General features: G+C 71.1%; 19 protein-coding genes. 7 read left to right on the plus strand and 12 right to left on the minus strand.

Annotated elements, in window-relative coordinates; translation table 11 throughout:
• Positions 1 to 26: 26 nt before the first annotated feature.
• The 5 genes from ITX44_RS24965 to ITX44_RS24985 all read right to left on the minus strand — a co-directional run bounded on the left by ITX44_RS24965 (position 27) and on the right by ITX44_RS24985 (position 5,368).
• Positions 27 to 1,121, minus strand: a complete 1,095-nt coding sequence (locus ITX44_RS24965) for an alpha/beta hydrolase (protein ID WP_205359606.1) — start codon at positions 1,119 to 1,121, stop codon at positions 27 to 29.
• A gap of 182 nt (positions 1,122 to 1,303) precedes the next feature.
• Positions 1,304 to 3,469 carry a hypothetical protein gene (locus ITX44_RS24970; protein WP_236061514.1) on the minus strand — a complete coding sequence of 722 codons (2,166 nt, stop codon included), beginning with the start codon at positions 3,467 to 3,469 and terminating at the stop codon, positions 1,304 to 1,306.
• 360 nt (positions 3,470 to 3,829) lie between these two features.
• On the minus strand, positions 3,830 to 4,237 hold the full coding sequence (locus ITX44_RS24975) for a DUF6113 family protein (protein ID WP_307795472.1): 408 nt from the start codon (positions 4,235 to 4,237) through the stop codon (positions 3,830 to 3,832).
• Entirely contained in the window at positions 4,234 to 5,142 is a 909-nt protein-coding gene (gene mshB, locus ITX44_RS24980; RefSeq protein WP_205359608.1) for an N-acetyl-1-D-myo-inositol-2-amino-2-deoxy-alpha-D-glucopyranoside deacetylase, read from the minus strand. Before mshB ends, ITX44_RS24975 begins: the two co-directional genes overlap by 4 nt.
• Positions 5,143 to 5,173: 31 nt before the next feature.
• The gene (locus ITX44_RS24985) at positions 5,174 to 5,368 is read right to left on the minus strand and encodes a hypothetical protein (RefSeq protein WP_205359609.1); all 195 of its coding nucleotides are present in this window, start codon (positions 5,366 to 5,368) and stop codon (positions 5,174 to 5,176) included.
• A 223-nt stretch (positions 5,369 to 5,591) separates the two neighbouring features.
• On the opposite strand from ITX44_RS24985, the gene ITX44_RS24990 reads away from it, so the two are divergent.
• Complete coding sequence (locus ITX44_RS24990) at positions 5,592 to 7,754, plus strand: S9 family peptidase (protein WP_205359610.1); 2,163 nt, start codon at positions 5,592 to 5,594, stop codon at positions 7,752 to 7,754.
• A gap of 30 nt (positions 7,755 to 7,784) precedes the next feature.
• On the opposite strand, the gene ITX44_RS24995 is transcribed toward ITX44_RS24990, so the two are convergent.
• A complete protein-coding gene (locus ITX44_RS24995; protein WP_205359611.1) occupies positions 7,785 to 9,209 on the minus strand; it encodes a hypothetical protein in 1,425 nt (474 codons plus the stop codon).
• A gap of 507 nt (positions 9,210 to 9,716) precedes the next feature.
• On the opposite strand from ITX44_RS24995, the gene ITX44_RS25000 reads away from it, so the two are divergent.
• From ITX44_RS25000 to ITX44_RS25020, 5 genes are all read left to right on the plus strand, one after another.
• A complete protein-coding gene (locus ITX44_RS25000; protein WP_205359612.1) occupies positions 9,717 to 10,748 on the plus strand; it encodes an ABC transporter permease in 1,032 nt (343 codons plus the stop codon).
• 112 nt (positions 10,749 to 10,860) lie between these two features.
• On the plus strand, positions 10,861 to 12,651 hold the full coding sequence (locus ITX44_RS25005) for an ABC transporter substrate-binding protein (protein ID WP_205359613.1): 1,791 nt from the start codon (positions 10,861 to 10,863) through the stop codon (positions 12,649 to 12,651).
• Positions 12,652 to 12,753: 102 nt separating this feature from the next.
• The gene (locus ITX44_RS25010) at positions 12,754 to 13,737 is read left to right on the plus strand and encodes an ABC transporter permease (protein ID WP_205359614.1); all 984 of its coding nucleotides are present in this window, start codon (positions 12,754 to 12,756) and stop codon (positions 13,735 to 13,737) included.
• Between the two features lie 55 nt (positions 13,738 to 13,792).
• Positions 13,793 to 14,854 carry an ABC transporter ATP-binding protein gene (locus ITX44_RS25015; RefSeq protein ID WP_205359615.1) on the plus strand — a complete coding sequence of 354 codons (1,062 nt, stop codon included), beginning with the start codon at positions 13,793 to 13,795 and terminating at the stop codon, positions 14,852 to 14,854.
• Positions 14,855 to 14,883: 29 nt separating this feature from the next.
• A complete protein-coding gene (locus tag ITX44_RS25020; RefSeq protein ID WP_205359616.1) occupies positions 14,884 to 16,035 on the plus strand; it encodes an ABC transporter ATP-binding protein in 1,152 nt (383 codons plus the stop codon).
• Between the two features lie 114 nt (positions 16,036 to 16,149).
• Here ITX44_RS25020 and ITX44_RS25025 read toward each other — a convergent pair whose 3' ends face one another.
• From ITX44_RS25025 to ITX44_RS25045, 5 genes are read right to left on the minus strand one after another with little or no spacing between them, the layout of a single operon-like run.
• Positions 16,150 to 17,283, minus strand: coding sequence for an ABC transporter ATP-binding protein (locus ITX44_RS25025; RefSeq protein ID WP_205359617.1), 1,134 nt, complete (start codon positions 17,281 to 17,283; stop codon positions 16,150 to 16,152).
• Positions 17,246 to 18,307 (minus strand): ABC transporter ATP-binding protein, encoded by a 1,062-nt coding sequence (locus ITX44_RS25030; RefSeq protein ID WP_205359618.1) that lies wholly within the window; start codon positions 18,305 to 18,307, stop codon positions 17,246 to 17,248. The genes ITX44_RS25025 and ITX44_RS25030 overlap by 38 nt, the downstream gene beginning before the upstream one ends.
• Before the next feature lie 11 nt (positions 18,308 to 18,318).
• Positions 18,319 to 19,317: an ABC transporter permease gene (locus ITX44_RS25035; RefSeq protein ID WP_205359619.1), complete on the minus strand. Its 999-nt coding sequence runs from the start codon at positions 19,315 to 19,317 to the stop codon at positions 18,319 to 18,321.
• Positions 19,310 to 20,233 (minus strand): ABC transporter permease, encoded by a 924-nt coding sequence (locus ITX44_RS25040; RefSeq protein ID WP_205359620.1) that lies wholly within the window; start codon positions 20,231 to 20,233, stop codon positions 19,310 to 19,312. The genes ITX44_RS25035 and ITX44_RS25040 overlap by 8 nt, the downstream gene beginning before the upstream one ends.
• 21 nt (positions 20,234 to 20,254) lie before the next feature.
• Complete coding sequence (locus ITX44_RS25045) at positions 20,255 to 21,883, minus strand: peptide ABC transporter substrate-binding protein (RefSeq protein ID WP_205359621.1); 1,629 nt, start codon at positions 21,881 to 21,883, stop codon at positions 20,255 to 20,257.
• Between the two features lie 298 nt (positions 21,884 to 22,181).
• Between ITX44_RS25045 and ITX44_RS25050 the strand changes: the two genes are divergently transcribed.
• The gene (locus ITX44_RS25050) at positions 22,182 to 22,988 is read left to right on the plus strand and encodes a D-Ala-D-Ala carboxypeptidase family metallohydrolase (protein ID WP_372440987.1); all 807 of its coding nucleotides are present in this window, start codon (positions 22,182 to 22,184) and stop codon (positions 22,986 to 22,988) included.
• Positions 22,989 to 23,063: 75 nt separating this feature from the next.
• Here the strand turns inward: ITX44_RS25050 and ITX44_RS25055 are convergent, their stop codons facing one another.
• Positions 23,064 to 23,300 (minus strand): helix-turn-helix domain-containing protein, encoded by a 237-nt coding sequence (locus tag ITX44_RS25055; protein ID WP_372440988.1) that lies wholly within the window; start codon positions 23,298 to 23,300, stop codon positions 23,064 to 23,066.
• Between the last annotated feature and the right edge of the window lie 26 nt (positions 23,301 to 23,326).

Consider the following 23,326-nt stretch of genomic DNA (forward strand, 5'->3'; position numbering starts at 1 on the left):
CCCCGGACCGGCGGCGTCGGCGGTCCTCAGCGGCCCGCGGTCTGCTGGGAGAGCCAGACCATCGCGGTCGGCAGCATCTCCTTCCACACCTGGGTGTTGTGGCCGCCCCTGGCGATGGTCAGCAGGCGGCTGGTGCCGGGGTGGTGCAGCGTGGACAGCAGCGCCTTGGCCGCGTACACCGTGTCGCTGTCCTGGTAGCTGCCCGCCATCAGGAACACGACGTCCGGCTGCCGCCTGCTGTCGCGCAGCTCCAGATACGGGTCGTTGGCGCGGGCCAGCATCGGGTCGCGGGTGACCAGGCGGGACTCGGGCGCGTTGTAGCCGGACAGGCTGACCACCGCGTGGAACTGCCGGGGGTGGTGCAGCGCCAGGTTGGCGGCGCAGTAGGCGCCGGCCGAGTAGCCCATGATGCCCCAGTGGTGCGGGCCGGGCAGCACCCGGAAGTTGCCGGCGATCAGGTTCGGCACGTCCACGCCCAGCCAGGTGCTGGTCCGGCTGCCGTGCGGCAGGTCGGCGCAGCCCGGGTCGACCGTGCCCAGCACGTTCATCTTGGGCGCGACCAGGATCATGGGTGCGGCCTTGTGCGCCTCGATGAGCGCGGTCAGTTCGTGCCCGGCGCCCATGGCGCCGAACCAGGCGCCGGGGCTGCCGGGGTAGCCGGGCAGCAGTTCCACCACCGGGAAGCGGGTGTCGCGGTAGGCGGGGTCCTTGTATTGCGGCGGCAACCACACCTCGATGGTGCCGGTGATGTGCGACAGCGGCCCGGTGGCGGTGGTCTTCAGGGCGCCGCCCTTGGCCGGGGAGAAGTTCAGCCGCTCCAGGGAGGCGGCCGTCACCTGGGTGCCCTGGCCGGAATCGCGGCCGGGTGCGGCGCCCAGCTGCACCTGGCCGTTGTTCCCCATCAGGTCGCTCCACGACTCGTACAGGCCGTAGGAGTTGTTCACCCACACCAGGACCGCGAGCACCGCGGCGGCCTGGCCGAGGACCACCATGCCCAGCCGGGCCGAGATCCGGGCGGCCGGCGGCCCCGGCACCCTGTTCCAGGCGAGCAGCGTCAGCGCCACGGCGACCGGCACCAGGGCGACGCACAGCACGAAGAAGGCCGTGCCCGTCAGACTCATCCGTATCCCCGCCGTCCCTTGCGGTCCCGCCGTCACCGGCACCCTCTGCCGCGACGTTCCACCGGTTAGATGGGCGTTCGCGGCAAAGGGTTCAGCGGGGACGGCGGGGTGCGGCGCGGGTCACTGACGGACGGCCCCGGGCGAGCCGGGGACGGTCCGGGGTGCGGGCGGGTCGTGGCAGGTCAGCCGGAGGCGACGTTCGGCAGGGTCACGTCGCGGTCGGCGGCCTTGGTGGAGTTCAGCGCGGGGATCAGGGCGGTGGCCACGTCCTGCGGGGTGACCGCGGTGGTCGTGCCGTTGCCGCGCTGGAGCAGCACTCCGTCGAAGGTGCTGCCGTACAGCGACTGGAGGACGGTCAGGTCGATGTGCGGGGCCAGGGTGCCGTCGGGGTTGGCGACCATGCTGAGGAACTTCGGCAGCGACTTGTTGGGGCCGAAGGTGATCGAGTGGCCGCCGGCCCGCACGGTGACGAAGCCGGACATCGCGGTGCGGCCGAAGCCGTTGACCGCCTTGTCGAGTTCGGCCTGGCCGACCTTCGGCGGCACGGTGTGCTCGGTCAGGGCGACGGGCTGGTTGACGCCGGTGGCCGCGCGGTTGCGGTAGGCGGCGGCGACCTGGCTCGCGGCGGCGTTGACGTCGAAGGAGTTGCTGGGCTTGCCGGGCACGCCGATGGCCTTGCCGTCGGCGAAGCGCACCATGGCGTCGCTTCCCGCGCTGCCGCGGCCCGCGATGCCCTGGAGGGCGACCTTGAGCTTGTCCTCGTCCACGAGTATCACCGGGTCGGCCTTGCGGGTCTGGCCGAACAGCGAGCCGATCACCGAGACCGGGTTGTAGTCGGGGTGGGCGACCTTGCGGACGGTGGCGTCGGTGTCGACGGACAGGCCCGCCACGGACGGCTTCAGGCTCTCCTTGCGGTCCCCGATGGTGAGGGTGAGCGGCGCGGTGGTGCGGTTGCCCAGCGCGGCGTCGAGCGTCTTGACCGCGGCGGCCTTGTTCTTGTCGCCGATGTCGACGCCGAGCACGGTGGTGCCCTTGGGCACCTCGGCGTGGTCCATCAGCAGGCCGGCGCCGTAGGCGATGACGACCACGCCGCCGAGTCCGACGCCGAGCAGCACCAGCTTGCTGCGGCCCTTCTTGGCGGGCTTGGCGGGCTTGGCGGCCTTCGCGGGGGCCGGGGCGGCCGGGCCGGACTCGCCGGTGTCGGTCTGCGGGCGCGGGGCCTGCGTCTCGGCCGGCGGGACCACGGGGATCCCGCTGACCAGGGTGTCGCCGGAGACGTCCCCGCCGGGCGGGGTGAACTCCGGCGACTGCCGGAAGTCGGCGGCCGGGGCGCCGGGCATCCGCATCGGCCCGGTGGCCGGTCCGGTGGTGGGGCCGGCCGGCGGCTGGTAGCCGGGGAAGGGCTCGTCGGTCGCGGGCGGCGCGAACGGGTCGGGGCCGGTGGCACCGGGCGTACGCGGCGGGAAGGGGCTGCGCTCCTGGCCGGCCGGCGGCGCGAACGGGTTGTCGGCGGCGGGCGGCGCCAGCGGGTCGCTGGGCCGCGGCACCCCGGGCGGGAAGTCGTCGGTGCCCAGGGACGCGTCGGGGGTACGGCGCCGGGACCCGGACCCGGGGGCACTGAACGGCGAGGCGAAGCCCTCGGCGGGGGTGTCGTGCGGGCCGCGTGCGCCGTCCTCGGCGGCCGCGGGGGTCGGTCCGGCCTGCGGGCGGCCGAACGGGCCGGCCGCGGCGCCGGTGTCCGTGAACGGGTCGACGCCGGTGTCCGTGAAGGGATCGGCCCCGGGACGCGTCCCCGAGCCGGTGTCCCGGAACGGGTCGGCCCCGGGCGCGGTCCCGCGGAAGGGGTCGGCGCCCGTGTCGGTGAAGGGGTCGGGTGCCGCGTGCGTACCGGGTCCGCTGCCGCTGTCGCGGAACGGGCCGGGGGCGGCCGCGGTGTCCGTGAACGGGTCGACGCCCGTGTCACCGAAGGGGTCGGTGGCCGGCGGCGAACTGAAGGCGGCGGCAATGGGGTCGGGCGCGCCGCGGCGGCCGGAGCCGGGACGCGCGCCCGGACCGGTTGCGCCGGGAGCGGCCGGACCGGCGGCACCCGCTGCGGGCATGCCGCCCGGCGGGGTGGCGCCGGGGGCGGGCGACGGCTGCGATTTGCGCGGCGCGAACCAGTCGCTGGCCTTCTCCTTGCCCTTGGCCTTCTCGGGCTCGGCGGGCCGCTCCTCGGCGGCGGCCGGCAGCGGCTGCTGTCCGGTCGGGTCGTCCTGGGCGCCGGGGGCCGGGTTCTCGACCGGGGTACGGACCACGACCGGCGGAATGGGCCGGGAGCCGGGGATGTTGATCCGGATCCGGGTGGTCATCGTGGTCTCGGTCTTCGGCTCCGTGGCGGGCGGCTCCGCACCGGCGCCGTTCGCGGCCTCGGTTCCGGGAGTACCCGCGGCCCGCGGCTCTTCCTGCGGGTGCAGCGACGGGAATTGGCGCGTGCCGTACGGAGGGGTCCCGGACGGGTACGCGGCTCCCCCACGCCCCTGGGGGCCGGAGGACGGAGGGTCAGTTTCTCGACTCAATGCAGGCTCTCCCGGTTGTGTGCGCCGCTCGTCACCTAGCACCGTGAGCGGCTCGCCGGCTCGACCACCATACCGAGCGGGGTGGCAGCGCGGCCCGCGTCCCTGGGAACGCTCGGCGCAAGCCAACCATGATCCCAGGCCAGGTTGCCAACGTCAGACGCGATTCGCCCCGGACGGGGGCAGTTGGGGCGCGGTGGCACAGATCACCGCGCCCATTGCGCCGCCGAGCAGATAAATGTACGGTCCGACGCCCGCGGCGAACAAAAAGTCGCCCTCGGGCCGGGACGTGCTCAGCAGCATGACGCACACCACCCAGACCCCGGCGGGCACCACCGCGCCCAGCCGGGTGCCGGTGGCCTTCACGCCGCCGTAGAACAGTGCCAGGCACCCGGCGAGCGCCAGCAGCAGGCCGCCGGGGAACCAGCCGGCCTGGACCAGCGCGCCGGCCACGGCGACGACCACCGCGAGCACGGCCAGGACGGCGTACGCGGCCAGCCGGGCGCGCTGTCCCATCACCGGGTGCTTGTCCTGCGGGGCTTGCGTGGCTTGCGGACGGTTCAACGCGCGCTCTCCGCCACCTCGGGGAACAGCCCGTCGGCCACGCCCTCGGCCAGGGCCTCACCGCGCACCTGGCGGAAGTACTCGGTGCCGAAGAACGGCTGGCCCAGTTCGTTGGACAGGGCGAAGAAGGGGCCGTCCACGGCGATCTGGCTGTGGTGCGCGGTGAGTGCGGCCTTCTTGTTGTCCGAATACGCCTCGCCGTTCACGGAGGCGTTGACGAGCGCGTCGTCCACCACGCCGGGCACGTCGTCCGGGGTGGCGATGTGCTGGAACACGGAGTTGCCGCCGGCGGCGCGCAGCCGCTCGAAGCCCGCCGCGACCACCGAGCGGGGGAAGCAGACCTCGTAGACCCGGTCGATGGTGTGGCCGCGGGCGGCGGCCAGTTCGTAGCCGCGCATGGCCACGCGGTGGGCCTGGATGTGGTCGGGGTGACCGTAGCCGCCGTTGCTGTCGTAGGTGACCAGCACCTGGGGGCGGGTCTCCAGGATGACGTCCACGAGCCGGCCGGCCGCCTCGTCGAGGTCGGCCTGCCAGAAGCACTTCGGGTTGTCGTTGTGCGGGACACCCATCATGCCGGAGTCGCGGTAGCGCCCCGGGCCGCCGAGGAAGCGGTGGTCGGTGACGCCCAGCGCCTCCATGGCGGCGGCGAGTTCGCCGATCCGGTGCTCGCCGAGGGTGTCGTCCCGGTCCGAGGCCAGGTGGGCCAGCTCGGGCGGGATGACCTCGCCTTCCTCGCCGAGGGTGCAGGTGACGAGGGTGACCAGCGCGCCCTCGGCCGCGTACTTGGCCATGGTCACGCCGTTGGTGATCGTTTCGTCGTCCGGGTGGGCGTGGACGAACAGCAGCCGCCGGTCGGGCAGGCCCGCCGGAGGTGTCGCCTCAGTCGCCGGAAGATCGGTCGTCATGGGGCGAAGCCTACGGCCCGCCCCTGCCCGGTCAGAACTTGATGTTGGAGATGGTCTGCGCGACGTTGTTCGTGAGGTCGCTGATCTGCGGTGCCCACGACGAACTGGCGAGGTAGAAGCCCAGCAGCGTACAGGCCACGGCGTGCCACGGCTTGAGCCCGGAGCGGCGGACCAGCAGGACCACCACGATCAGCAGCAGCAGCACCGCCGAAATCGACACTGCCACAGCGGCTCACCTCCCAGGTACGCAGGGTTCATGTCAGTTGCCACACGGTTATTACCCACCCACGGCTACGGATCATAACTTTCCGTCGGTCGGCATTGTTCGGTGCACGGAAGCACATGGGGGCGCATGGCCGGATTCCGGCCATCCCGCACGTCGCGCCACGGCGCCGCCCCCGGGCGAAATCGAGGGGCGATTGTCAGTGGCGTCCCCTAGGGTCGCGGGTATGACCGAGCTCTCCTTCCCGCGGCAGCACGCGCGGACCCAGCGGTTCACCCTCGGCGCCCCGCGGGCCTTCGTCGCGTCGCCGGAGGGCGGCCGCGTGGCGTTCGTGCGGTCCGGATCCGGCACCGACCGGGCGCAGGCGCTGTGGGTGCTGGACGTGCCGCCCGCCCCGGGGGACGGGGGTTCCCGGGACGGCGGCGCGGCGGCGGACGGGGAGCGGCTGGTGGCCGATCCGGCGGCTCTGCTGGCGGGCGGCGAGGAGGAGTTGTCGCCGGCCGAGCGGGCGCGCCGGGAGCGCAGCCGGGAGGGCTCGGCGGGGATCGTGGGCTTCGCGGTGGACAAGGCCGTCGCCGTGGCGGCCTTCGCGCTGTCCGGGCGGCTGTTCACCGCGGGCCTGACGCCCGGCGGGGCGGCCCCGCGCGAACTGGTGGTGCCCGGCCCGGTGGTGGACCCGCGGCCGTCGCCCGACGGGCGCCTGGTGGCGTACGCGGCGCAGGGCGCGCTGCGGGTGGTGGGCGCCGACGGGACCGGCGACCGGGCGCTGGCCGAGCCGGACGGGCCGTCGGTGACCTGGGGGCTGGCGGAGTTCGTCGCGGCCGAGGAGATGGGCCGCAGCCGCGGCTTCTGGTGGTCGCCGGACAGTGCCGCGCTGCTGGTGGCGCGAGTGGACGAGACGCCCGTGCAGCGGTGGTGGATCGGCGACCCGGCGCACCCGGACCGGCGGCCGGCCGAGGTGCCGTATCCGGCGGCGGGCACGGACAACGCGGTGGTGTCGCTGTTCCTGGTGGGCTTGGACGGCACGCGCCGGGCGGTGGAGTGGGACGCCGGCCGCTATCCGTATCTGGCGGACGTGCTGTGGTCGGGCGCGGGGCAGCCGCTGCTGCTGGTGCAGGCCCGTGATCAGCGCGAGCAGGCGTATCTGACCGTCGATCCGGCGACTGGCGCCACTCGCACGTTGCTCCTCGAGGAAGATCGGATTTGGCTTGATCTCTTCGCCGGTTCGCCGTCCCTGACGCCCTCCGGGGAGCTGGTGCGGATCACCGACGAGGACGGCGCGCGGGTGCTCAAGGTCGGCGACAAGACGCTGACCGGAGCCGAGTTGCACCTGCGGGCGGTGCTGGACGCGGGCGACGAGGACGTGCTGGTGGCGGCCTCGGCCGGGGAGCAAGCGGCCGACCCGGAGATCGGCGAGGTGCACGTGTACCGGGTGGGCGCGGCGGGCGTGGTGCGGGTCTCGGCGGAACCGGGCGTCCACACCGCCGTGCGGGCCGGGGAGTTGACGGTGCTGACCTCCGCGGTGCCGGACCGGCCGGGCGGCCGGAGCGTGGTGCTGCGCGGCACCGAGGCGGTCGCGGAGGTCCGGTCGTATACGCAGGCGCCCGTGCTGACCACCCGGCCGCGGCTGCTGGCGGCCGGCGAGCACCGCATCCCGACGGCCGTCCTGCTGCCGCACGGGTACACGGAGGGGGACGGCCCGCTGCCGGTCCTCCTGGACCCCTACGGCGGCCCGCACGGCCAGCGGGTGTACGCGGCGCACAACACCCACCTGGTCTCGCAGTGGTTCGCCGACCAGGGCTTCGCGGTGATCGTGGCCGACGGCCGCGGCACCCCGGGCCGCTCCCCCGCCTGGGAGAAGGCGATCGCCTTCGACTTCGCCGGGGTGTCGGTGGCCGACCAGGTCGAGGCGCTGCACGCGCTGGCCGGGTCGTATCCGCTGGACCTGGACCGGGTGGCCATCCGCGGCTGGTCCTACGGCGGTTATCTGGCGGCGCTCGCGGCACTGCGCCGCCCGGACGTCTTCCACGCGGCGGTGGTCGGGGCGCCGGTCACCGACTTCCGGCTGTACGACACGCACTACACCGAGCGCTATCTGGGCCACCCGGCCGAGCGGCCGGAGGTCTACGACGCGAACTCGGTGGTGACCGAGGCCGGGCTGGTGGGCGCGGCCGAGCCCGCCCGGCCGATGATGATCATCCACGGCCTCGCGGACGACAACGTGCTGGTCGCCAACACGCTGCGGCTGTCCTCGGCGTTGCTGGCCGCGGGCCGCCCGCACGAGGTACTGCCGCTGTCCGGGGTGACCCACATGACCCCGCAGGAGCAGGTCGCGGAGAATCTGCTGCTGCTCCAGGTGGAGTTCCTCAAGCGCTCGCTGGCCCGCTGAGCCGGGCGAACGCCCCCGGACCGGCGCCGGCTACCGCTGGGGCGGACCGGCCGGGGGCGGCGGGGCCTCGCCGGGCGGGTAGGACGGGTAGCCGTAACCGGCCGGAGGCTGCTGCGGCGGCCGCGGAGGCAAATCCGGCGGCAAGTTCGGCGGCGGACCGAAGCCGCCGGGCGCGGCAGGCGGCTGCTGCTGGGGCGACCCGCCCCAGCCACCGGACGAACTGCCGTAGCCGGTGCCGTAGCCGGAAGGATTCCCGGCAGCCTGACCGTGCGCACCGCCCCCGCCGTAGCCGTACGGGTTCGCCCCGCCCTGACCAGGGGCGTCGCCGTATCCCGTCGGGCTCCCCCAGGCCGGTGGCACCGAAGAGCCTGCGGTCCGCGGCTCCCGCAGCCCCATCAGCCCCAGGAGCAGCAGGCCGAAGATGAGTTCCACGAAGTCGAAGGACTGCTGGGCGGTGTAGTTGTCCGGGATGCCGGAGTGGAACAGCAGCTTCTCGGTGTGCCAGTTGTCCAGCGAGATCACGCCGTTGAGCACGAAGGTGGCGCCGACCGCCAGGCCCAGCGGGCGGGCCAGCGGGGCGCGGGTGAAGGCGGCCACCGCGAGCAGCAGGCAGAGCACCACCGTGATCCAGGCGGCGTAGTACGTCGGCGCCGCCAGCAGCGAGGTGATCGTCTCCTGACCGGTCAGCAGGTGCCGGTACAGATGCGGCGGAAAGCCCGAACCATGGTATTCCTGCACGTAGTAGAACTGCCAGCCGGCCAGTTCCAGGGCCAGGGCGACCGCGACGAGCCCGCCGACGAACGCCGCTCCGGTGCGCGGCCGGGCCGGCGGGGCGCCGGGTCCGGCCGGCGCGGCGACGACGGCCGGGGTGCCGTAGCCCACCGGCGCCTGGTACGGACCTGCCGGACCGGACGAATACGCCTGGTCGGAGGGCCCGGTGAGCGGGACCGCGCCGGCCGGGCGCCGCCCGGCCAGTCCGGTCACGATCAGCGCGACCCCCGCGATCACGTAGCCGACCGAGGTGCTCAGCGCCCGGTCGTGCAGCGGCGCGTCCCGCGCCCAGTCGGAGGTGAAGATCCACACCCCGGGCACCCGGTAGGCGACCGCGAACAGGCCGACGGTGACGAACGCCCAGCCGGCACTCGGCCGCCGGGCCGCCGCCAGGGCGCCGACCAGCACCACCAGCAGCACCGCGTCCAAGCCGCTGGTGCCGAGCAGACCGTGCCGGATGCCCGGCAACTGCAGGCCGAACCAGGTCCACAGGGTGTCGTGGACACCGGCCGAGTCGAAGTCGCGGATCGCCCAGGCGAGTTCCACCCCGATGAGGACGACGCAGATCAGGGCCCCCGTGACGCGCGCGCCGGCGGTCAGCGTGCCCGGCCCCGGCCCGCCGGTTCCGCTTCCGGGGTCCCGGCCGGCACCCGATCCCGTCCCGTACGGCGTCGCCTGCTGCATTGGCCCGCTCCCCCAGTGGCCCGATGTTCCCTTGGATATACCCACCCGGCCGGGGCAGGAACAGCCGATCGGGGAACACATACGAACGGGTCGCACGTGACACAAGAGGCAGTTGGGAAATAGCCGGAAAGGCTGCCGGAAGGGGTCGCGGAAAGGGGCGGGGCGGCCGGCCGGAATCGCCTGGGGCGTCTCCGGCCGGCCTACGGCACCCGCACGGCCGTACGTTGTTCAGACTGCAAGGTCCGTATATCGGAGTTGCGACAGCCAAGTTGCCGCAATGTTAACGCTCTTCGTCCCGACATATCCGTTTTGCCCGACGTAGCGGATCATTGTCAAGCACGTCCGGACGACGATCTGCAAAACCTTCGCTCAAGATGCCAAACAACAAGCTTTCTTCCCTCCGTCCCCTCTTGACTGCAAGTTGATTCCATTGCGAAAGTCCGCTTCAACCCGCGACGCACAACGAGGCGTCGCACCGCACGCTCTCGGTTCCGGGGGATCACACCAATGACCAGTCCAAGCCAGGCTGCGACGAACGCCGACAGCCTCACGCCCGAACCGGCGGCGGGTTCGGGCGGACCGGACGCCAAAGGCACCCCGGCCCTGGCCGGCCGCACACCCCGTCAGCTCGCGTGGCTCCGCTTCAAGCGGGACCGCGTCGGCATCATCTGCGCGATCGTCGTCGTGTTCTTCATCCTGGTCGCGGCCGCGGCCCCCCTGATCTCCGCGCTCTACGGGAAGAACGCCTACGATCTGTACGGCCAGGACGACGGCCTGCTGAACAGCTACGGCCTGCCCATCGCGCCCAACGGCGGCATCAGCGGCCAGCACTGGTTCGGCATCGAGCCGCAGCTCGGCCGCGACGTGTTCATGCTGCTCGTCTACGGCATACGCACGTCGCTGCTGATCGCGCTCGCCGTGACCGTGCTGGCGGTCGGCGTCGGAGTGCTGTTCGGCCTCACCCAGGGGTACCTCGGCGGCAGGACCGACTACTTCATGGGCCGGTTCTCCGACTTCATGCTGTCCTTCCCGCAGCAGCTGTTCTTCATCGCCTTCTCGCCGGTGGCGATCTCCCTGTTCGTCGGCGTCGGCGACCCGGAGTCCTGGTGGGTGCGCCCCTTGGTGCTGATCGGCGTGCAGTTCCTCCTCGGCTGGATGAGCATCGGCCGCCTGGTGCGCGCCCAGGTGCTCAGCCTGCGCGAGCGGGAGTTCGTGGAGGCCGCCCGGATCAGCGGCGCGTCCTCCTGGCGGATCATCAGGAAGGAGCTGCTGCCGAACATCTGGAGCACCATCCTGGTCCAGTCCACGCTGATGCTGCCGGTGTTCGTGACGGCGGAGGCGGGCCTGTCCTTCCTGGGCGTCGGCATCCTCCCGCCGACCCCGGACTGGGGCCTGATGTTCCAGACCGGTGCGACGTTCTACAAGAGCGACATCACCTTCATGTTCTTCCCCGGCATCGCGATGGTGATCTTCGTGGTCGCCTTCAACCTGCTCGGGGACTCGGTCCGGGACGCACTCGACCCCAAGACCCTCCGCTAGAGAGCCAGTTCGGCCGGTTCCATCAAGTTGTCCAGGTCGTCGGGCGGAGACCGTACGGGGTCGCCGGACGTCGGCATCGGTGGCAGTTCAGTCCAGTGACAGGCAGGAATTCATGAGAAACAGCAAAGCTCGCTTGGCTGCGGCCATCGTGGCAGCCGGCGCGCTGTCGCTGACCGCGGCGTGCAGCAGCGGTGGCGGCGGCGGCACGGGCGGCGGCAAGGGCGGCTCCAGCGCGGCCCCGTCCAAGGCGCCGGTGCCGAACTACGGCCTCGGCACTGCGGCCGACTCCACGGGCCCCGCGCCGGCCGTCCCCGGCGCGGTGAAGGGCGGCACCGTCCAGGACCTGGACCAGGCCGGCTTCGACTACCTGGACCCGGGCCAGCAGTACGTGAGCGACCAGCTTTCGGTCTCGGTCCTCTACGCGCGTACGCTGACCGGTTACAAGATCGACCCCACGACCGGCAAGACGATCCTGGTCGGCGACATGGCCACCGACACCGGCAAGGAGTCCGACGGCGGCAAGACCTGGACGTACACGCTCAAGGACGGCCTGAAGTTCCAGGACGGCACGCCGATCACGTCCAAGGACATCAAGTACAGCATCGAGCGGCTCTTCGCCGACTTCGAGACCCAGGGCCCGCAGTACATCCAGTCCTGGCTGTACGGCCCCGACTACCGCAAGGCGTACGCGGGCCCGTACACCGGCAAGGACATACCCGACACGCTCCTGGCCACCCCGGACGACAAGACCATCGTCTTCCACTTCCAGACGCCGCACGCCGACGCGCCCTACGCGATGGCCATGCCCGTGACGGCGCCGGTGGAGAAGTCGAAGGACGACAAGGCGGCGTACAACAACCACCCGGTCTCCTCCGGCCCGTACATGATCTCCTCGTACAAGCAGGGCAAGTCGCTGGTCTTCAAGCGCAACCCCTACTGGGACCCGAAGACCGACCCGATCCGCAACGCCTACCCGGACGGCTGGAACTTCCAGCTCGGCATCGCCGAGCCGGGTCTGTCCCAGCGTCTCGAGGCCGGCGCGGGCACCGACAAGAACGCGCTGAACCTGTCCGGCTCGGCCGACCCGTCGCAGATGCAGACGCTGGTCACCGACCCGCAGTACAAGTCGCGGTCGATCAACCAGTACCAGCCGTACGTCGAGACCCTCGACATCAACACCAAGCGGATCACCAACCCGCTGGTGCGCCAGGCCATCGCCTACGCGTTCCCGATGTCGCAGGTCCAGCAGGCGTTCGGCGGCGCGGCCCAGGGCGACCTCGGCACCACGCTGCTCAGCCCGACCATCGCCGGCTGGAAGCAGTTCGACCCGTTCGGCAAGCTCGCCAAGCCGACCGGTGACCCCGAGAAGGCCAAGCAGCTCCTCCAGCAGGCCGGCCAGCCGCACCCGAAGCTGGTCTACGCCTACGCCAACACGCCGAAGTGGCAGAACGTCTCGCTGAGTGTCGCCAACGCGCTGCAGAAGGCCGGCTTCCAGGTCGTGCGCAAGGCCATCGACCCGACCTCGTACTACACGGTGGTCGGCAAGGTGAACAACCAGTACGACATCTACCGCACCGGCTGGGGCGCCGACTGGCCGAACGGCTCCACGGTGATCCCGCCGACGATGGACGGCCGCAACCTCTCGGACGGGACGAACAACTACTCGTTCCTGAACGACGACCACATCAACAGTGAGATCGACCGCATCAAGGCCGAGACGAACCTGACCCAGCAGACCAAGGACTGGGAGGCCCTGTCGGAGTACTCGCTGCAGCACGACACCGCGCAGGTGCCGTTCCTGTTCGACAAGTTCTTCAACATCTACGGTTCCGGCCTCGGCGGCGTGACCTACAACTCGGTGACCGGTGTGATCAACGCCAGCACCGTGTTCGTCAAGCAGTAGTTGCCGCAACGGGCGGGCGGCCCCGGCTGACCGGCCGGGGCCGCCCGCCCCAGGATCCGACCGCGCGGCCGCCTCCCGCGCCCCCACGGAAGAGCCTCCTCGATGCTCCGATTCCTCACCCGACGCGTCCTCGGCGCCGTCGTCATCATCCTGGCCATCAGTTTCATCACGTATCTGCTGTTCTTCGTGCTGCCGACGGATCCGGCCCAGCTCGCCTGTGGCAAGAACTGCTCCAACAAGGTCCTGGTCGCCCAGATCCACCACCGCATGGGCCTGGACCTGCCGGTCTACCAGCAGTACTGGGACTACATGCGCGGCATCTTCGTCGGCCGCCACATGCCCGACGGACAGAACTGCGCCGCTCCCTGCTTCGGCTTCTCCTTCGCCAACGACCAGCCGATCTGGCCGCTGATCTCGGACCGCTACCCGACCACGCTGTCGCTGGCCGTCGGCGGCTCGGCCGCGTTCCTGATCATCGGTGTGGGCCTGGGCATGCTGTCCGCCTGGCAGCAGGGCAAGTCCTTCGACCGGGTCGCCAGCTCCATCTCGCTGATCGGCAACTCGGTGCAGATCTACTTCATCGGCCCGCTGGCCATCGCGCTGTTCGCCGACAACCTCGGCTGGTTCGACCACGGCCACGACCCGACGTGGTCCTCCGACCCGGTGGGCTCGCTGAACGGCCTGGTCCTGCCGTGCCTGGTGATGTCGGTGATCTTCTGGTCCAACTACAGCCGGCAGACGCGCTCCCTGATGGTCGAGCAGCTCTCCGAGGACCACATCCGCACCGCGCGCGCCAAGGGCATGTCGTCGAAGTACGTGTTCTACCGGTACGCCCTGCGCGGCGCGGCCGCCTCGATCATCACCATCTTCGGCATCGACCTCGGCAGCGTCCTCGGCGGCGCGATCATCACCGAGGCCACCTTCGGCCTGCACGGCCTCGGCACGCTCGCCGTCAACGCGGTCTACCAGCTCGACCTGCCGCTGGAGATGGCCGTCATGCTCATCAGCGCCACCGCCATCGTGGTGTTCAACATCGTCGTCGACGCCTGCTACGCCCTCATCGACCCGCGGATCCGGCTCGCCTGAGCGCGGCCCACCCACCCGCCGCGACCGCGCACCACCCGGTAGGAGAACCCGTCCCGTGACCACTTTGACGAAACCCGAGGCCGAGCCCAGGCCCCAGGAATCCGAGCACTTCCTCTCCGTGCGCGACCTGTACGTGCAGTTCGCCACCGAGGACGGCACCGTGAAGGCCGTCGACGGGCTGTCCTTCGACCTCGACCGGGGCAAGACCCTGGGCATCGTGGGCGAGTCCGGCTCCGGCAAGTCGGTCACCAACCTGGCGATCCTGGGGCTGCACAACCCGCGCAACACCACCATCGCCGGGGAGATCGTCCTCGACGGCCAGGAGCTGACCGGCGCCTCGACGAAGACGCTGGAGAAGCTGCGCGGCAAGAAGATGGCGATGGTCTTCCAGGACTCGCTGACCGCGCTGTCGCCGTACTACACGGTGGGCCGGCAGATCGCCGAGCCGTACATGAAGCACCTGGGCGCCTCCAAGAAGGAGGCCCGGGACCGGGCGATCGAGATGCTCGGCAAGGTCGGCATCCCGCAGCCGCAGACCCGGGTGGACGACTACCCGCACCAGTTCTCCGGCGGTATGCGGCAGCGCGCCATGATCGCCATGGCGCTGGTCTGCAACCCCGACCTGGTGATCGCCGACGAGCCGACCACCGCCCTGGACGTGACCGTCCAGGCGCAGATCCTGGACCTGCTCAAGGACCTCCAGCAGGAGACCGGCACCGCGATCATCCTGATCACCCATGACCTGGGCGTGATCGCCAACACGGCGGACGACGTGGTGGTGATGTACGCGGGCCGGGCGGTGGAGCGCGGCACCGTACGGGACATCCTCAAGACGCCCGAGCACCCGTACGCGTGGGGTCTGCTGGGGTCCATACCCCGGCTGTCCGCGTCGGTGGACGTCCCGCTGGCCCCGATCCCGGGGTCGCCGCCGAGCCTGCTGAACCCGCCGTCGGGCTGCCCGTTCCACCCCCGGTGCACCTTCGCCGGTGAGGTGGGCGGCGACCGGTGCGCCACCGAGCGGCCGGTGCTGCCCGAGGGGCGCGGGTCGGCGTGCCACCTGACACCGGAGCAGAAGCGTGACATCTTCATCCAGCAGGTCCAGCCGCGGCTGCGCTGACTGCGCTGACCAGGAGTCGAGGAACAGCAATGAGTGAACAGGTGACCCTGGACCAGCCCGAGGACACCGCGCCCGAGCCCGCCAAGGACGGCGCGTCGGGTGCCGGCGCGGGCGGCGGCGAGACGCTGCTGGAGGTCTCCGGGCTGCAGAAGTACTTCCCGATCCACGGCGGGTTCATCGTCAAGCGCCGGGTCGGGGACGTGCGGGCGGTCGACGGCGTGGACTTCAGCATCGCGGCCGGCGAGTCGCTGGGCATGGTCGGCGAGTCCGGCTGCGGCAAGTCCACCACCGGCCGGCTGGTGACCCGGCTGCTGGAGCCGACCGGCGGCAAGATCACCTACGCCGGGCAGGACATCACCCACCGCAGCCGCAAGGAGCTCGCGCCGATCCGGTCCGAGATCCAGATGATCTTCCAGGACCCGTACGCGTCGCTGAACCCGCGGCAGACGGTCGGCTCGATCGTCTCCGCGCCGATGGAGATCAACGACATCAACCCGTCCGGCGGCCGGGAGAAGCGGGTCCGCGAGCTGCTGGAGATCGTCGGCCTCAACCCGGAGCACTACAACCGCTTCCCGCACGAGTTCTCCGGCGGCCAGCGGCAGCGCATCGGGGTGGCCCGGGCGCTGGCCCTGGACCCGAAGCTGATCGTGGCCGACGAGCCGGTCTCCGCGCTGGACGTGTCGATCCAGGCGCAGGTGGTCAACCTGCTGCAGCGGGTGCAGAAGGAACTGGGTATCGCGTTCCTGTTCATCGCGCACGACCTGGCGATCGTCCGGCACTTCTCGCAGCGCATAGCGGTGATGTACCTGGGCAAGATCGTGGAGATCGGCGACCGCGCGTCGATCTACGAGCGGCCGCGCCACCCGTACACCCACGCGCTGCTGTCGGCGGCCCCGGAGGCGGACCCGGACGACGACGGCCGCGAGCGGATCCGGCTGGCCGGTGACGTACCGTCGCCGATCAACCCGCCCTCCGGCTGCCGGTTCCGCACCCGGTGCTGGAAGGCCCAGGACAAGTGCGCCACGGAGGAACCGCCGCTGGTGCAGATCGGCGGGAACGTGGCGGGCCACCTGACGGCCTGCCACTTCCCGGAGGAACCGACGATCACGGCGCGGAAAGAGGACATCGTCCTCGACCCCGCACTGGCCGCGATCGAGGAGGCGGCCGAAGAGACCCCTTGACCCGGGCTCGCCCGCTTCCGTTCGGCGCCAGGCCGTACTCCGGACACCCCTTTTCCCGGAGTACGGCCTTCGGCGTGTCGGGCACTCCTCCGGCACTCCCCCGGCGCTCCCGCGTCACTCCCCCGGGACGACCAGCCGCTCCTGCGCGTAGTGGCAGGCCGAGGGGTGCTCGGCGGGCCCGGCGGTGGCGCGGAACTCCGGGGGGACGGTGAGCGGCGGCTCCTCCAGGGCGCACCGCTCCCGCGCCTTCCAGCAGCGGGTGCGGAAGTGGCAGCCGGACGGCGGATTCGCCGGGGACGGCACGTCGCCGACCAGGATGATCCTCCCCCTGGCTCCGCCGGGGGGACCCCCACTGGCTCCGCCGGGGGGACCCCCACTGTATTGGCGGGCAGCGGGGTCGGGGACGGGCACGGCGGACAGCAGGGCCTGGGTGTACGGGTGGGTCGGGTGCTCGTAGATCGCGGCGTCCGGGCCGATCTCGACGACCTTGCCGAGGTACATCACGGCCACCCGGTCGGAGATGTGCCGGACGATCGACAGGTCGTGCGCGATGAAGACGTAACTGAGCCCGAACTCGTCCTGGAGCCGGGCCATCAGGTTGATCACCTGGGCCTGCACGGAGACGTCGAGCGCGGAGACCGGCTCGTCGGCGACGATCACCTCCGGGCGCAGGGCGAGCCCGCGGGCGATGCCGATGCGCTGCCGCTGGCCGCCGGAGAACTGGTGCGGGTAGCGGTTGATGTACTCCGGGTTGAGCCCGACCACGTCCAGCAGTTCCTGGACCCGCCGCCTGCGGTCGCCCTTGGGCGCCACCTCGGGGTGGATGTCGAAGGGCTCGCCGATGATGTCGCCGACCGTCATGCGCGGGTTGAGCGAGGTGTACGGGTCCTGGAACACCATCTGGATGTTGCGCCGGACCGCCTTCAGGGCGCGCCCGGACAGATCGGTGATGTCCTGGCCCTTGTACAGGATGCGGCCGGCCGTCGGCCGTTCCAGGTGGGCGATCAGCTTGGCCACGGTGGACTTGCCGCAGCCGGACTCGCCGACGATGCCCAGCGTCTCCCCGGCGAACAGGTCGAAGCCGACCCCGTCCACCGCCTTGACCGCGCCGACCTGCTTCTTGAACACGATGCCCTGGGTCAGCGGGAAGTGCTTGACCAGGCCGCGGACCTGGAGGATCGGTTCGCGGCCGGCGCCGCCGGCGGGCGCCTCAGGCTCCGGCGCGGTCGGCCGCGGCGTTGTCGTCACCGAGGGTCTCCTTCCAGAAGTGGCAGGCGCTGGCCCGGCCGCCGACCACCGGCAGCAGCGCCGGCAGGTCGCTGCGGCACAGCTCCCGGCCGCGCGCCTGCGCACAGCGCGGGTGGAAGGGGCAGCCGGGCGGGATGTGCAGCAGGCTGGGCGGCAGGCCCTTGATCGCGTACAGCTCCCGCCCCTTGCGGTCCAGCCGCGGGATCGACCGCAGCAGGCCCCGGGTGTACGGGTGGGCGGGCGCGCGGTAGATGTCGTGCACCGGCGCGGTCTCCACGATGCGCCCGGCGTACATCACCGCGATCTTGTCGGCCACATCGGCGACCACCCCCAGGTCGTGGGTGATCAGGATCAGGCCCATGGTGAACTCCCGCTGGAGCTCGGCCAGCAGGTCCATCACCTGGGCCTGCACCGTCACGTCCAGCGCCGTGGTCGGCTCGTCCGCGATGATCAGGTCGGGCTCCAGCGCCATCGCCATGGCGATCATCACCCGCTGCCGCATGCCGCCGGAGAACTGGTGCGGGTAGTCGCGCACCCGGTCGCGGGCGGCGGGGATGCGGACCCGGTCCATCAGCTCGATCGCCTTGGCCCGGGCCTCCTTGCGGGAGGCGCCGCGGTGCACCCGGAACATCTCGCCGAGCTGCTCGCCCACGGTCAGCACCGGGTTGAGCGCGGACAGCGCGTCCTGGAAGATCATCGCGATACGCGCCCCGCGCACCTTGCGGCGCTCCTCGGCGGACATCGTCAGCAGGTCCCGGCCCTGGAACAGCACCTGGCCGCGGGTGACGAAGCCCGGCGGGGTGTCCAGGATGCCCATGATCGCCTGGGCGGTGACCGACTTGCCGGACCCGGACTCGCCGAGCACCGCCAGGGTCTCGCCCGCGTGCACCGTGTAGTTGACGCCGTTGACGGCCTTGGCCACGCCGTCCCGGGTGCGGAACTCCACGTGCAGGTCCCGCACGTCCAACAGCGGGTCGGCGGGGGTCTGCGCCGGCGTGGGGACGAGGTCCGGGCTCGTGGCCATGGCAGGCCTCCTCAGCGCAGCTTGGGGTCGAGGGCGTCGCGGACCGCGTCGCCGAGCATGATGAAGGCCAGCACCGTCAGGCTGAGCGCGCCGGCCGGCCACAGCAGCATGTGCGGGGCGTTGCGGATCTGGTTCGACGCGTCGGAGATGTCGATGCCCCAGGACACGGTCGGCGGGCGCAGGCCCACCCCCAGGTACGACAGGGTCGCCTCCAGGGCGATGTACGTGCCCAGCGCGATGGTGCCGACCACGATGACCGGCGCGACCGCGTTGGGCGCGATGTGCCGCAGCAGCAGCCGCGAGTCGCCGGCGCCCAGCGCCCGGGCGGCCAGCACGTAGTCGTTCTGCCGGGCGGTGATCACCGAGCCGCGGGCGATCCGGGCGACCTGCGGCCAGCCCAGCAGCACCATGAAGCCGACCACCGGCCAGATGGTGGAGTTGGTGACCACGGACAGGAAGACCAGGCCGCCCAGGATGACCGGGATGCCGAAGAAGATGTCGCTGATCCGCGACAGCACCGCGTCCCACCAGCCGCCGAAGTATCCGGCCAGGGCACCGAGCGCGCTGCCGGCGAGCACCACGCCGATCGTGGCGCACAGCCCGACGCTGACCGAGGCGCGGGCCCCGTACACCACCCGGGTGTAGACGTCGCGGCCCTGGTTGTCGAAGCCGAAGGGGTGGCCGGCGGAGGGGCCGGCCTGGGACATGGCGAGGTTGGCCTTCAGCGGGTCCTGGGTGGTGATCGCCTGCGGCCAGATCACGATGAACAGCAGGAACAGGATGATCAGCGCCGAGACGATGAAGATCGGGTTGCGCCGCAGGTCGTGCCACGCGTCGGACCACAGGCTGCGGGGCTTGGCGAGCGGGCCGCCGTCCTGGGCCCGGCCCGCGGGCCCCTCCAGGATCTGGGCGTCGGCGGCGGCCAGGTCGAACCCGCCGCCGTAGCCGCCGGCGGGCGCCACCGCCTGGTGGGGGTCCACCGGTTCCAGGGGGTCTTGTGCGTCAGGCATAACGGATCCTCGGGTCCAGGACCGCGTACAGCAGGTCGACGAGCAGGTTCGCGATGAGGAAGACCAGCACGAGGATGGTCACGAAGCCGACCACGGTCGGGGCGTTGTTGCGCAGGATGCCCTGGTAGAGCTGGAAGCCCACGCCGTGGATGTTGAAGATCCGCTCGGTGACGATGGCACCGCCCATCAGGGCGCCGATGTCGGTGCCGATGAAGGTCACCACCGGGATCAGGGAGTTGCGCAGCAGGTGCCGGACGATCACCCGGCGCTGGGGCAGGCCCTTGGCGACGGCGGTGCGCACGTAGTCGGCCCGGGTGTTCTCGGCGATCGAGGTACGGGTGAGCCGGGTGACGTAGGCCAGCGAGACCAGGGCGAGCACCAGGCCGGGCAGCAGCAGTTCGCCCACGGGCGCGCTCGGCGACACCGAGGGGGCGGTCCACCGCAGCCGGACGCCGAAGATGTACTGGAGCACGTAGCCGGTGACGAAGGTCGGCACCGAGATGACGACCAGGGTGAGCAGAAGCACCCCGGTGTCCACCGGCCGGCCGCGGCGCAGGCCGGTCACGACGCCGAGCGCGATGCCGATGACGACCTCGAACACGACGGCCACCAGGGTCAGCCGGATGGTGACCGGGAAGGCGCTGCCCATCAGGCTGGTGACGGCCTGTCCGTTGAAGGCGGTGCCGAAGTCGCCGGTGAAGATGTTGCGCATGTAGATCAGGTACTGCTCGCCCAGCGAGTCGTTGAGGTGCAGGTCCCGCCGGATCTGGGCGGCCGTGGCGGGGTCGGGCGCGCGGTCGCCGAACAGGGCGGCGACCGGGTCGCCGAGCGCGTAGACCATGAAGAAGATCAGGAAGGTGCTGCCGATGAACACCGGGATCATCTGGAGCAGCCGCCGGATCACATAGCGTCCCATCGTGGGCCTTCCGGGGCGGGGTCAGGCGACCTTGATCTCGTTGTAGACCGGGACGCTGAAGGGGTTCAGGGTCACGTTGCTGAGGTTCGCGGAGTAGCCCGCGCTGCCGTTCTGGTACCAGAGCGGGATCGCCGGCATGTCCTGGACGAGCTGCCGCTCGGCGTCCTGGTAGGCGCGCACGGCAGCGGCGGGCGAACTCTCGGCGTTGGCCTGGTTGACCAGCTTGTCGAAGTTCGGGTTGCTGTAGTGCGAGTCGTTGGAGGAGGCGCCGGTGAAGTACTGCGGCTGGAGGAAGTCCTGGATCAGCGGGTAGTCCATCTGCCAGCCGGCCCGGAACGTGTTGGCCATCTGCTTGTTGGTGATCTTGTTGCGGAAGTCGGCGAAGGTGCCGACCGGCGCCCCGACGCAGGCCTTGTTGTTGCCCAGCGCGTTGTTGATGCTGTTGCAGACCGCGTCCACCCACTCCTTGTGGGAGCCGGTGTCGGCGTTGTACGAGATGGTGATCGACCCGCCGGGCAGCCCGCCGGCCTGCTGGATCAGTTGCTTGGCCCTGGCCGGGTCGAAGCTGCACTCGGTGTTGCACAGGCCCGCCTTGAAGCCGCCGGCCGCGCCGAGCACGGGTGAGGTCCAGTCGGTGGCCGGGGTGCGGGTGTTCTGGAAGATCTGCCGGGTGATCTGCGGACGGTTGATCGCCATCGACAGGCCCTGCCGGAGCTCGGCGGCTTTCGCCGACGACCAGCGCGGATTGTACAGCGGGAAGGCCAGGGTCTGGATGATGCCGGCCGGCTCGTTGATGTAGCGGTTGCCGAGGTCGCCCTTGACGTTGCGGAGCTGGGCGGCGGGGACGTCGTCGACCAGGTCCAGGTTGCCGGCCTGGAGGTCGGTGTACGCGGTGTTGCTGTCGGTGTAGACCCGCAGGTCCACGCCCTTGTTGACGGCTGGGTCCGGGCCCTTGTAGCCGTCCCACTTGACCAGATTCATGCCGGTGCCCTTGGTGTACGAGGAGATCTCGTACGGGCCGTTGCCGATCGGCTTGGCGAGCCAGGCCGCGTGGTTGCTGAAGAACGCCTTGGGCAGCGGGTAGAACGCCGAGTAGCCGAGGGTGTCCGGGAAGAGGGAGAACTTCTGGTTCAGCCGGACCGTGAACTCCGTGTCGCTGACCTTGGTCAGGCCGGAGAGGGTCTGCGCGCTGGACTTGGCGCCGGAGGCGTCGGGGTGGACCTTGTCGTAGCCGTCGATGTAGCTGAAGAAGGGCGCGTTGACCTGGGCGTTCTTCAGCAGGGCGTCGTAGTTCCAGGCGTTGATGAAGGAGTCGGCGGTGACCGGCTCGCCGTTGGAGAAGGTCCAGCCGGGCTTGAGCTTGATGTCGAAGTTCTGCGAGTCGGTGCTGGTGATCGACTGGGCGACCATGTTCTCGGCGGCCGCGGTCTTGGGGTTGTACTTCTTCAGGCCGCGGAAGACCATGTCGAGCACCTTGCCGCCCTGCACCTCGTTGGTGTCGGCCGGCTCCAGCGGGTTCTGCGGGTCACCCCAGGAGGCCCGGACGACACCGCCGCTGCCGCTGGTGTCGCTGCCGCCCCCGCAGGCAGCGGCGGCCATGGCGATCGCCGCCGCGCCGACGGCGCACCTCACGCGCATGGCGTTGCGCATCGCGTGCCTCCTCCCTCGTTCCGGGTCGCAGGATGAACGTACGCCACATCATCGGATTAATACGGCAATCAGTCACATACGGGGCATCGTGTCGGCCGGCGGAGACGGGTGGGGAACGGCGCAGGGACAGTGGAGGGAAGGCGCGAGGACGGCGCGGGGACGACACAGGGACCGCGGAAGTTCATCTACGCGCGATGCATGAACTGACCGGTCCCCGTCAAGAATGGGGTGGCGGCTCAGCCGCCCCGATCCCCCCGCGCCCTCCGTACCCGTCTCGAGGATTCCGAGGAGCACTGACGTGAGCGACGTGAGCATCCCGAGCGACCTCTCCCCCGCGGCTGCGGCCGACCGGCCGGTGGGCCGCCGCTCGCTGCTGCGCTACGGCGCCGGCGCGGTCGTCGCCGCCGGCCTGGCCACCGCCGGCGGCCTGGTGCTGGCCGGCCCGGCCGCCGCCTACTCCTGGAGCCGCACGCTCCAGCAGGGCGCGACCGGCGCCGATGTGAGCGAACTCCAGATCCGGGTGGCCGGCTGGGCCGCCGACTCCGCCTCGCACACCTACGTCGCGGTGGACGGCGACTTCGGTCCCGGCACGGCCGCCGCCGTCAAGCGCTTCCAGTCCGCGTACGGCCTGTCGGCGGACGGCATCGTGGGCCCGCAGACCCAGGCCACCCTCAACTCCCTGGAAGCCAGCGACGGTTCGACCGCGCACTTCGACTTCTCCGAGTTCTACAGCCACGACGGCGCCGGCTTCTCCGGCGGCAAGGTCGGCTCGGCCACCGTCAAGGAGAACATCCGCCGCCTGATGTACAAGCTGGAGGCGGTCCGCAAGAAGGTCGGCAACCAGCCGGTCACCATCAACTCCGGCTTCCGCAGCATCGCCTACAACACCAGCATCTACGGCTACGCCACCAACTCCCAGCACCAGTACGGCATCGCCGCCGACATCGTCGTCTCCGGCGTGGCCACCAAGACCCTCTACCAGCTCGGCGAACGCAGCGGCTTCTCCGGCCTCGAGGCCTACACCAACTCCTGGCAGCACATGGACAGCCGCATCGAATACCCCTACGGCGCCCAGGCCTGGTGGTGGGAAAGCGGCACGGTCTGACCCACCCGCACCATACGTGTAGGGGGCGCCCGCTATGAGCGGGCGCCCCCTACCTTCGCAACAGTCCAGCCGCAGTCACGCGGCGTGCGGCGTGAAGGCGACGGTGGAGGTGTCGCCGTCCAGGGCGATGTTCAGGGACACGTCGAGCGCTTTGGCCAGGCGAGCCAGGAGAGGCAGCGTGGGGACCGTCCCGCCGAGCTCGAGCTTGGAGACCTGCGGCTGGGTCATGCCCGCCCGCCCGGCGAGTTCCGTCTGGGAGATCCCCAGTTCCGTCCTGCGGTCGTGAACCGCCTGCCCGAGGTCGAAAGCCATGCGGATCTCCGTACGCATGGCTTCGA

Source organism: Actinacidiphila acididurans (assembly GCF_016918855.1).
In the GTDB taxonomy this organism is placed as follows: domain Bacteria; phylum Actinomycetota; class Actinomycetes; order Streptomycetales; family Streptomycetaceae; genus Actinacidiphila; species Actinacidiphila acididurans.

Bases quoted from the DNA above. Each gene is read 5' to 3' on its own strand.
- ITX44_RS24965 (WP_205359606.1), bottom strand. From the start codon at position 1,121: ATGAGTCTGACGGGCACGGCCTTCTTCGTGCTGTGCGTCGCCCTGGTG.
- ITX44_RS24970 (WP_236061514.1), bottom strand. From the start codon at position 3,469: ATGACCACCCGGATCCGGATCAACATCCCCGGCTCCCGGCCCATTCCG.
- mshB (WP_205359608.1), bottom strand. From the start codon at position 5,142: ATGACGACCGATCTTCCGGCGACTGAGGCGACACCTCCGGCGGGCCTG.
- ITX44_RS24990 (WP_205359610.1), top strand. From the start codon at position 5,592: ATGACCGAGCTCTCCTTCCCGCGGCAGCACGCGCGGACCCAGCGGTTC.
- ITX44_RS24995 (WP_205359611.1), bottom strand. From the start codon at position 9,209: ATGCAGCAGGCGACGCCGTACGGGACGGGATCGGGTGCCGGCCGGGAC.
- ITX44_RS25000 (WP_205359612.1), top strand. From the start codon at position 9,717: ATGACCAGTCCAAGCCAGGCTGCGACGAACGCCGACAGCCTCACGCCC.
- ITX44_RS25005 (WP_205359613.1), top strand. From the start codon at position 10,861: ATGAGAAACAGCAAAGCTCGCTTGGCTGCGGCCATCGTGGCAGCCGGC.
- ITX44_RS25010 (WP_205359614.1), top strand. From the start codon at position 12,754: ATGCTCCGATTCCTCACCCGACGCGTCCTCGGCGCCGTCGTCATCATC.
- ITX44_RS25020 (WP_205359616.1), top strand. From the start codon at position 14,884: ATGAGTGAACAGGTGACCCTGGACCAGCCCGAGGACACCGCGCCCGAG.
- ITX44_RS25030 (WP_205359618.1), bottom strand. From the start codon at position 18,307: ATGGCCACGAGCCCGGACCTCGTCCCCACGCCGGCGCAGACCCCCGCC.
- ITX44_RS25035 (WP_205359619.1), bottom strand. From the start codon at position 19,317: ATGCCTGACGCACAAGACCCCCTGGAACCGGTGGACCCCCACCAGGCG.
- ITX44_RS25040 (WP_205359620.1), bottom strand. From the start codon at position 20,233: ATGGGACGCTATGTGATCCGGCGGCTGCTCCAGATGATCCCGGTGTTC.
- ITX44_RS25045 (WP_205359621.1), bottom strand. From the start codon at position 21,883: ATGCGCAACGCCATGCGCGTGAGGTGCGCCGTCGGCGCGGCGGCGATC.
- ITX44_RS25055 (WP_372440988.1), bottom strand. From the start codon at position 23,300: ATGGCTTTCGACCTCGGGCAGGCGGTTCACGACCGCAGGACGGAACTG.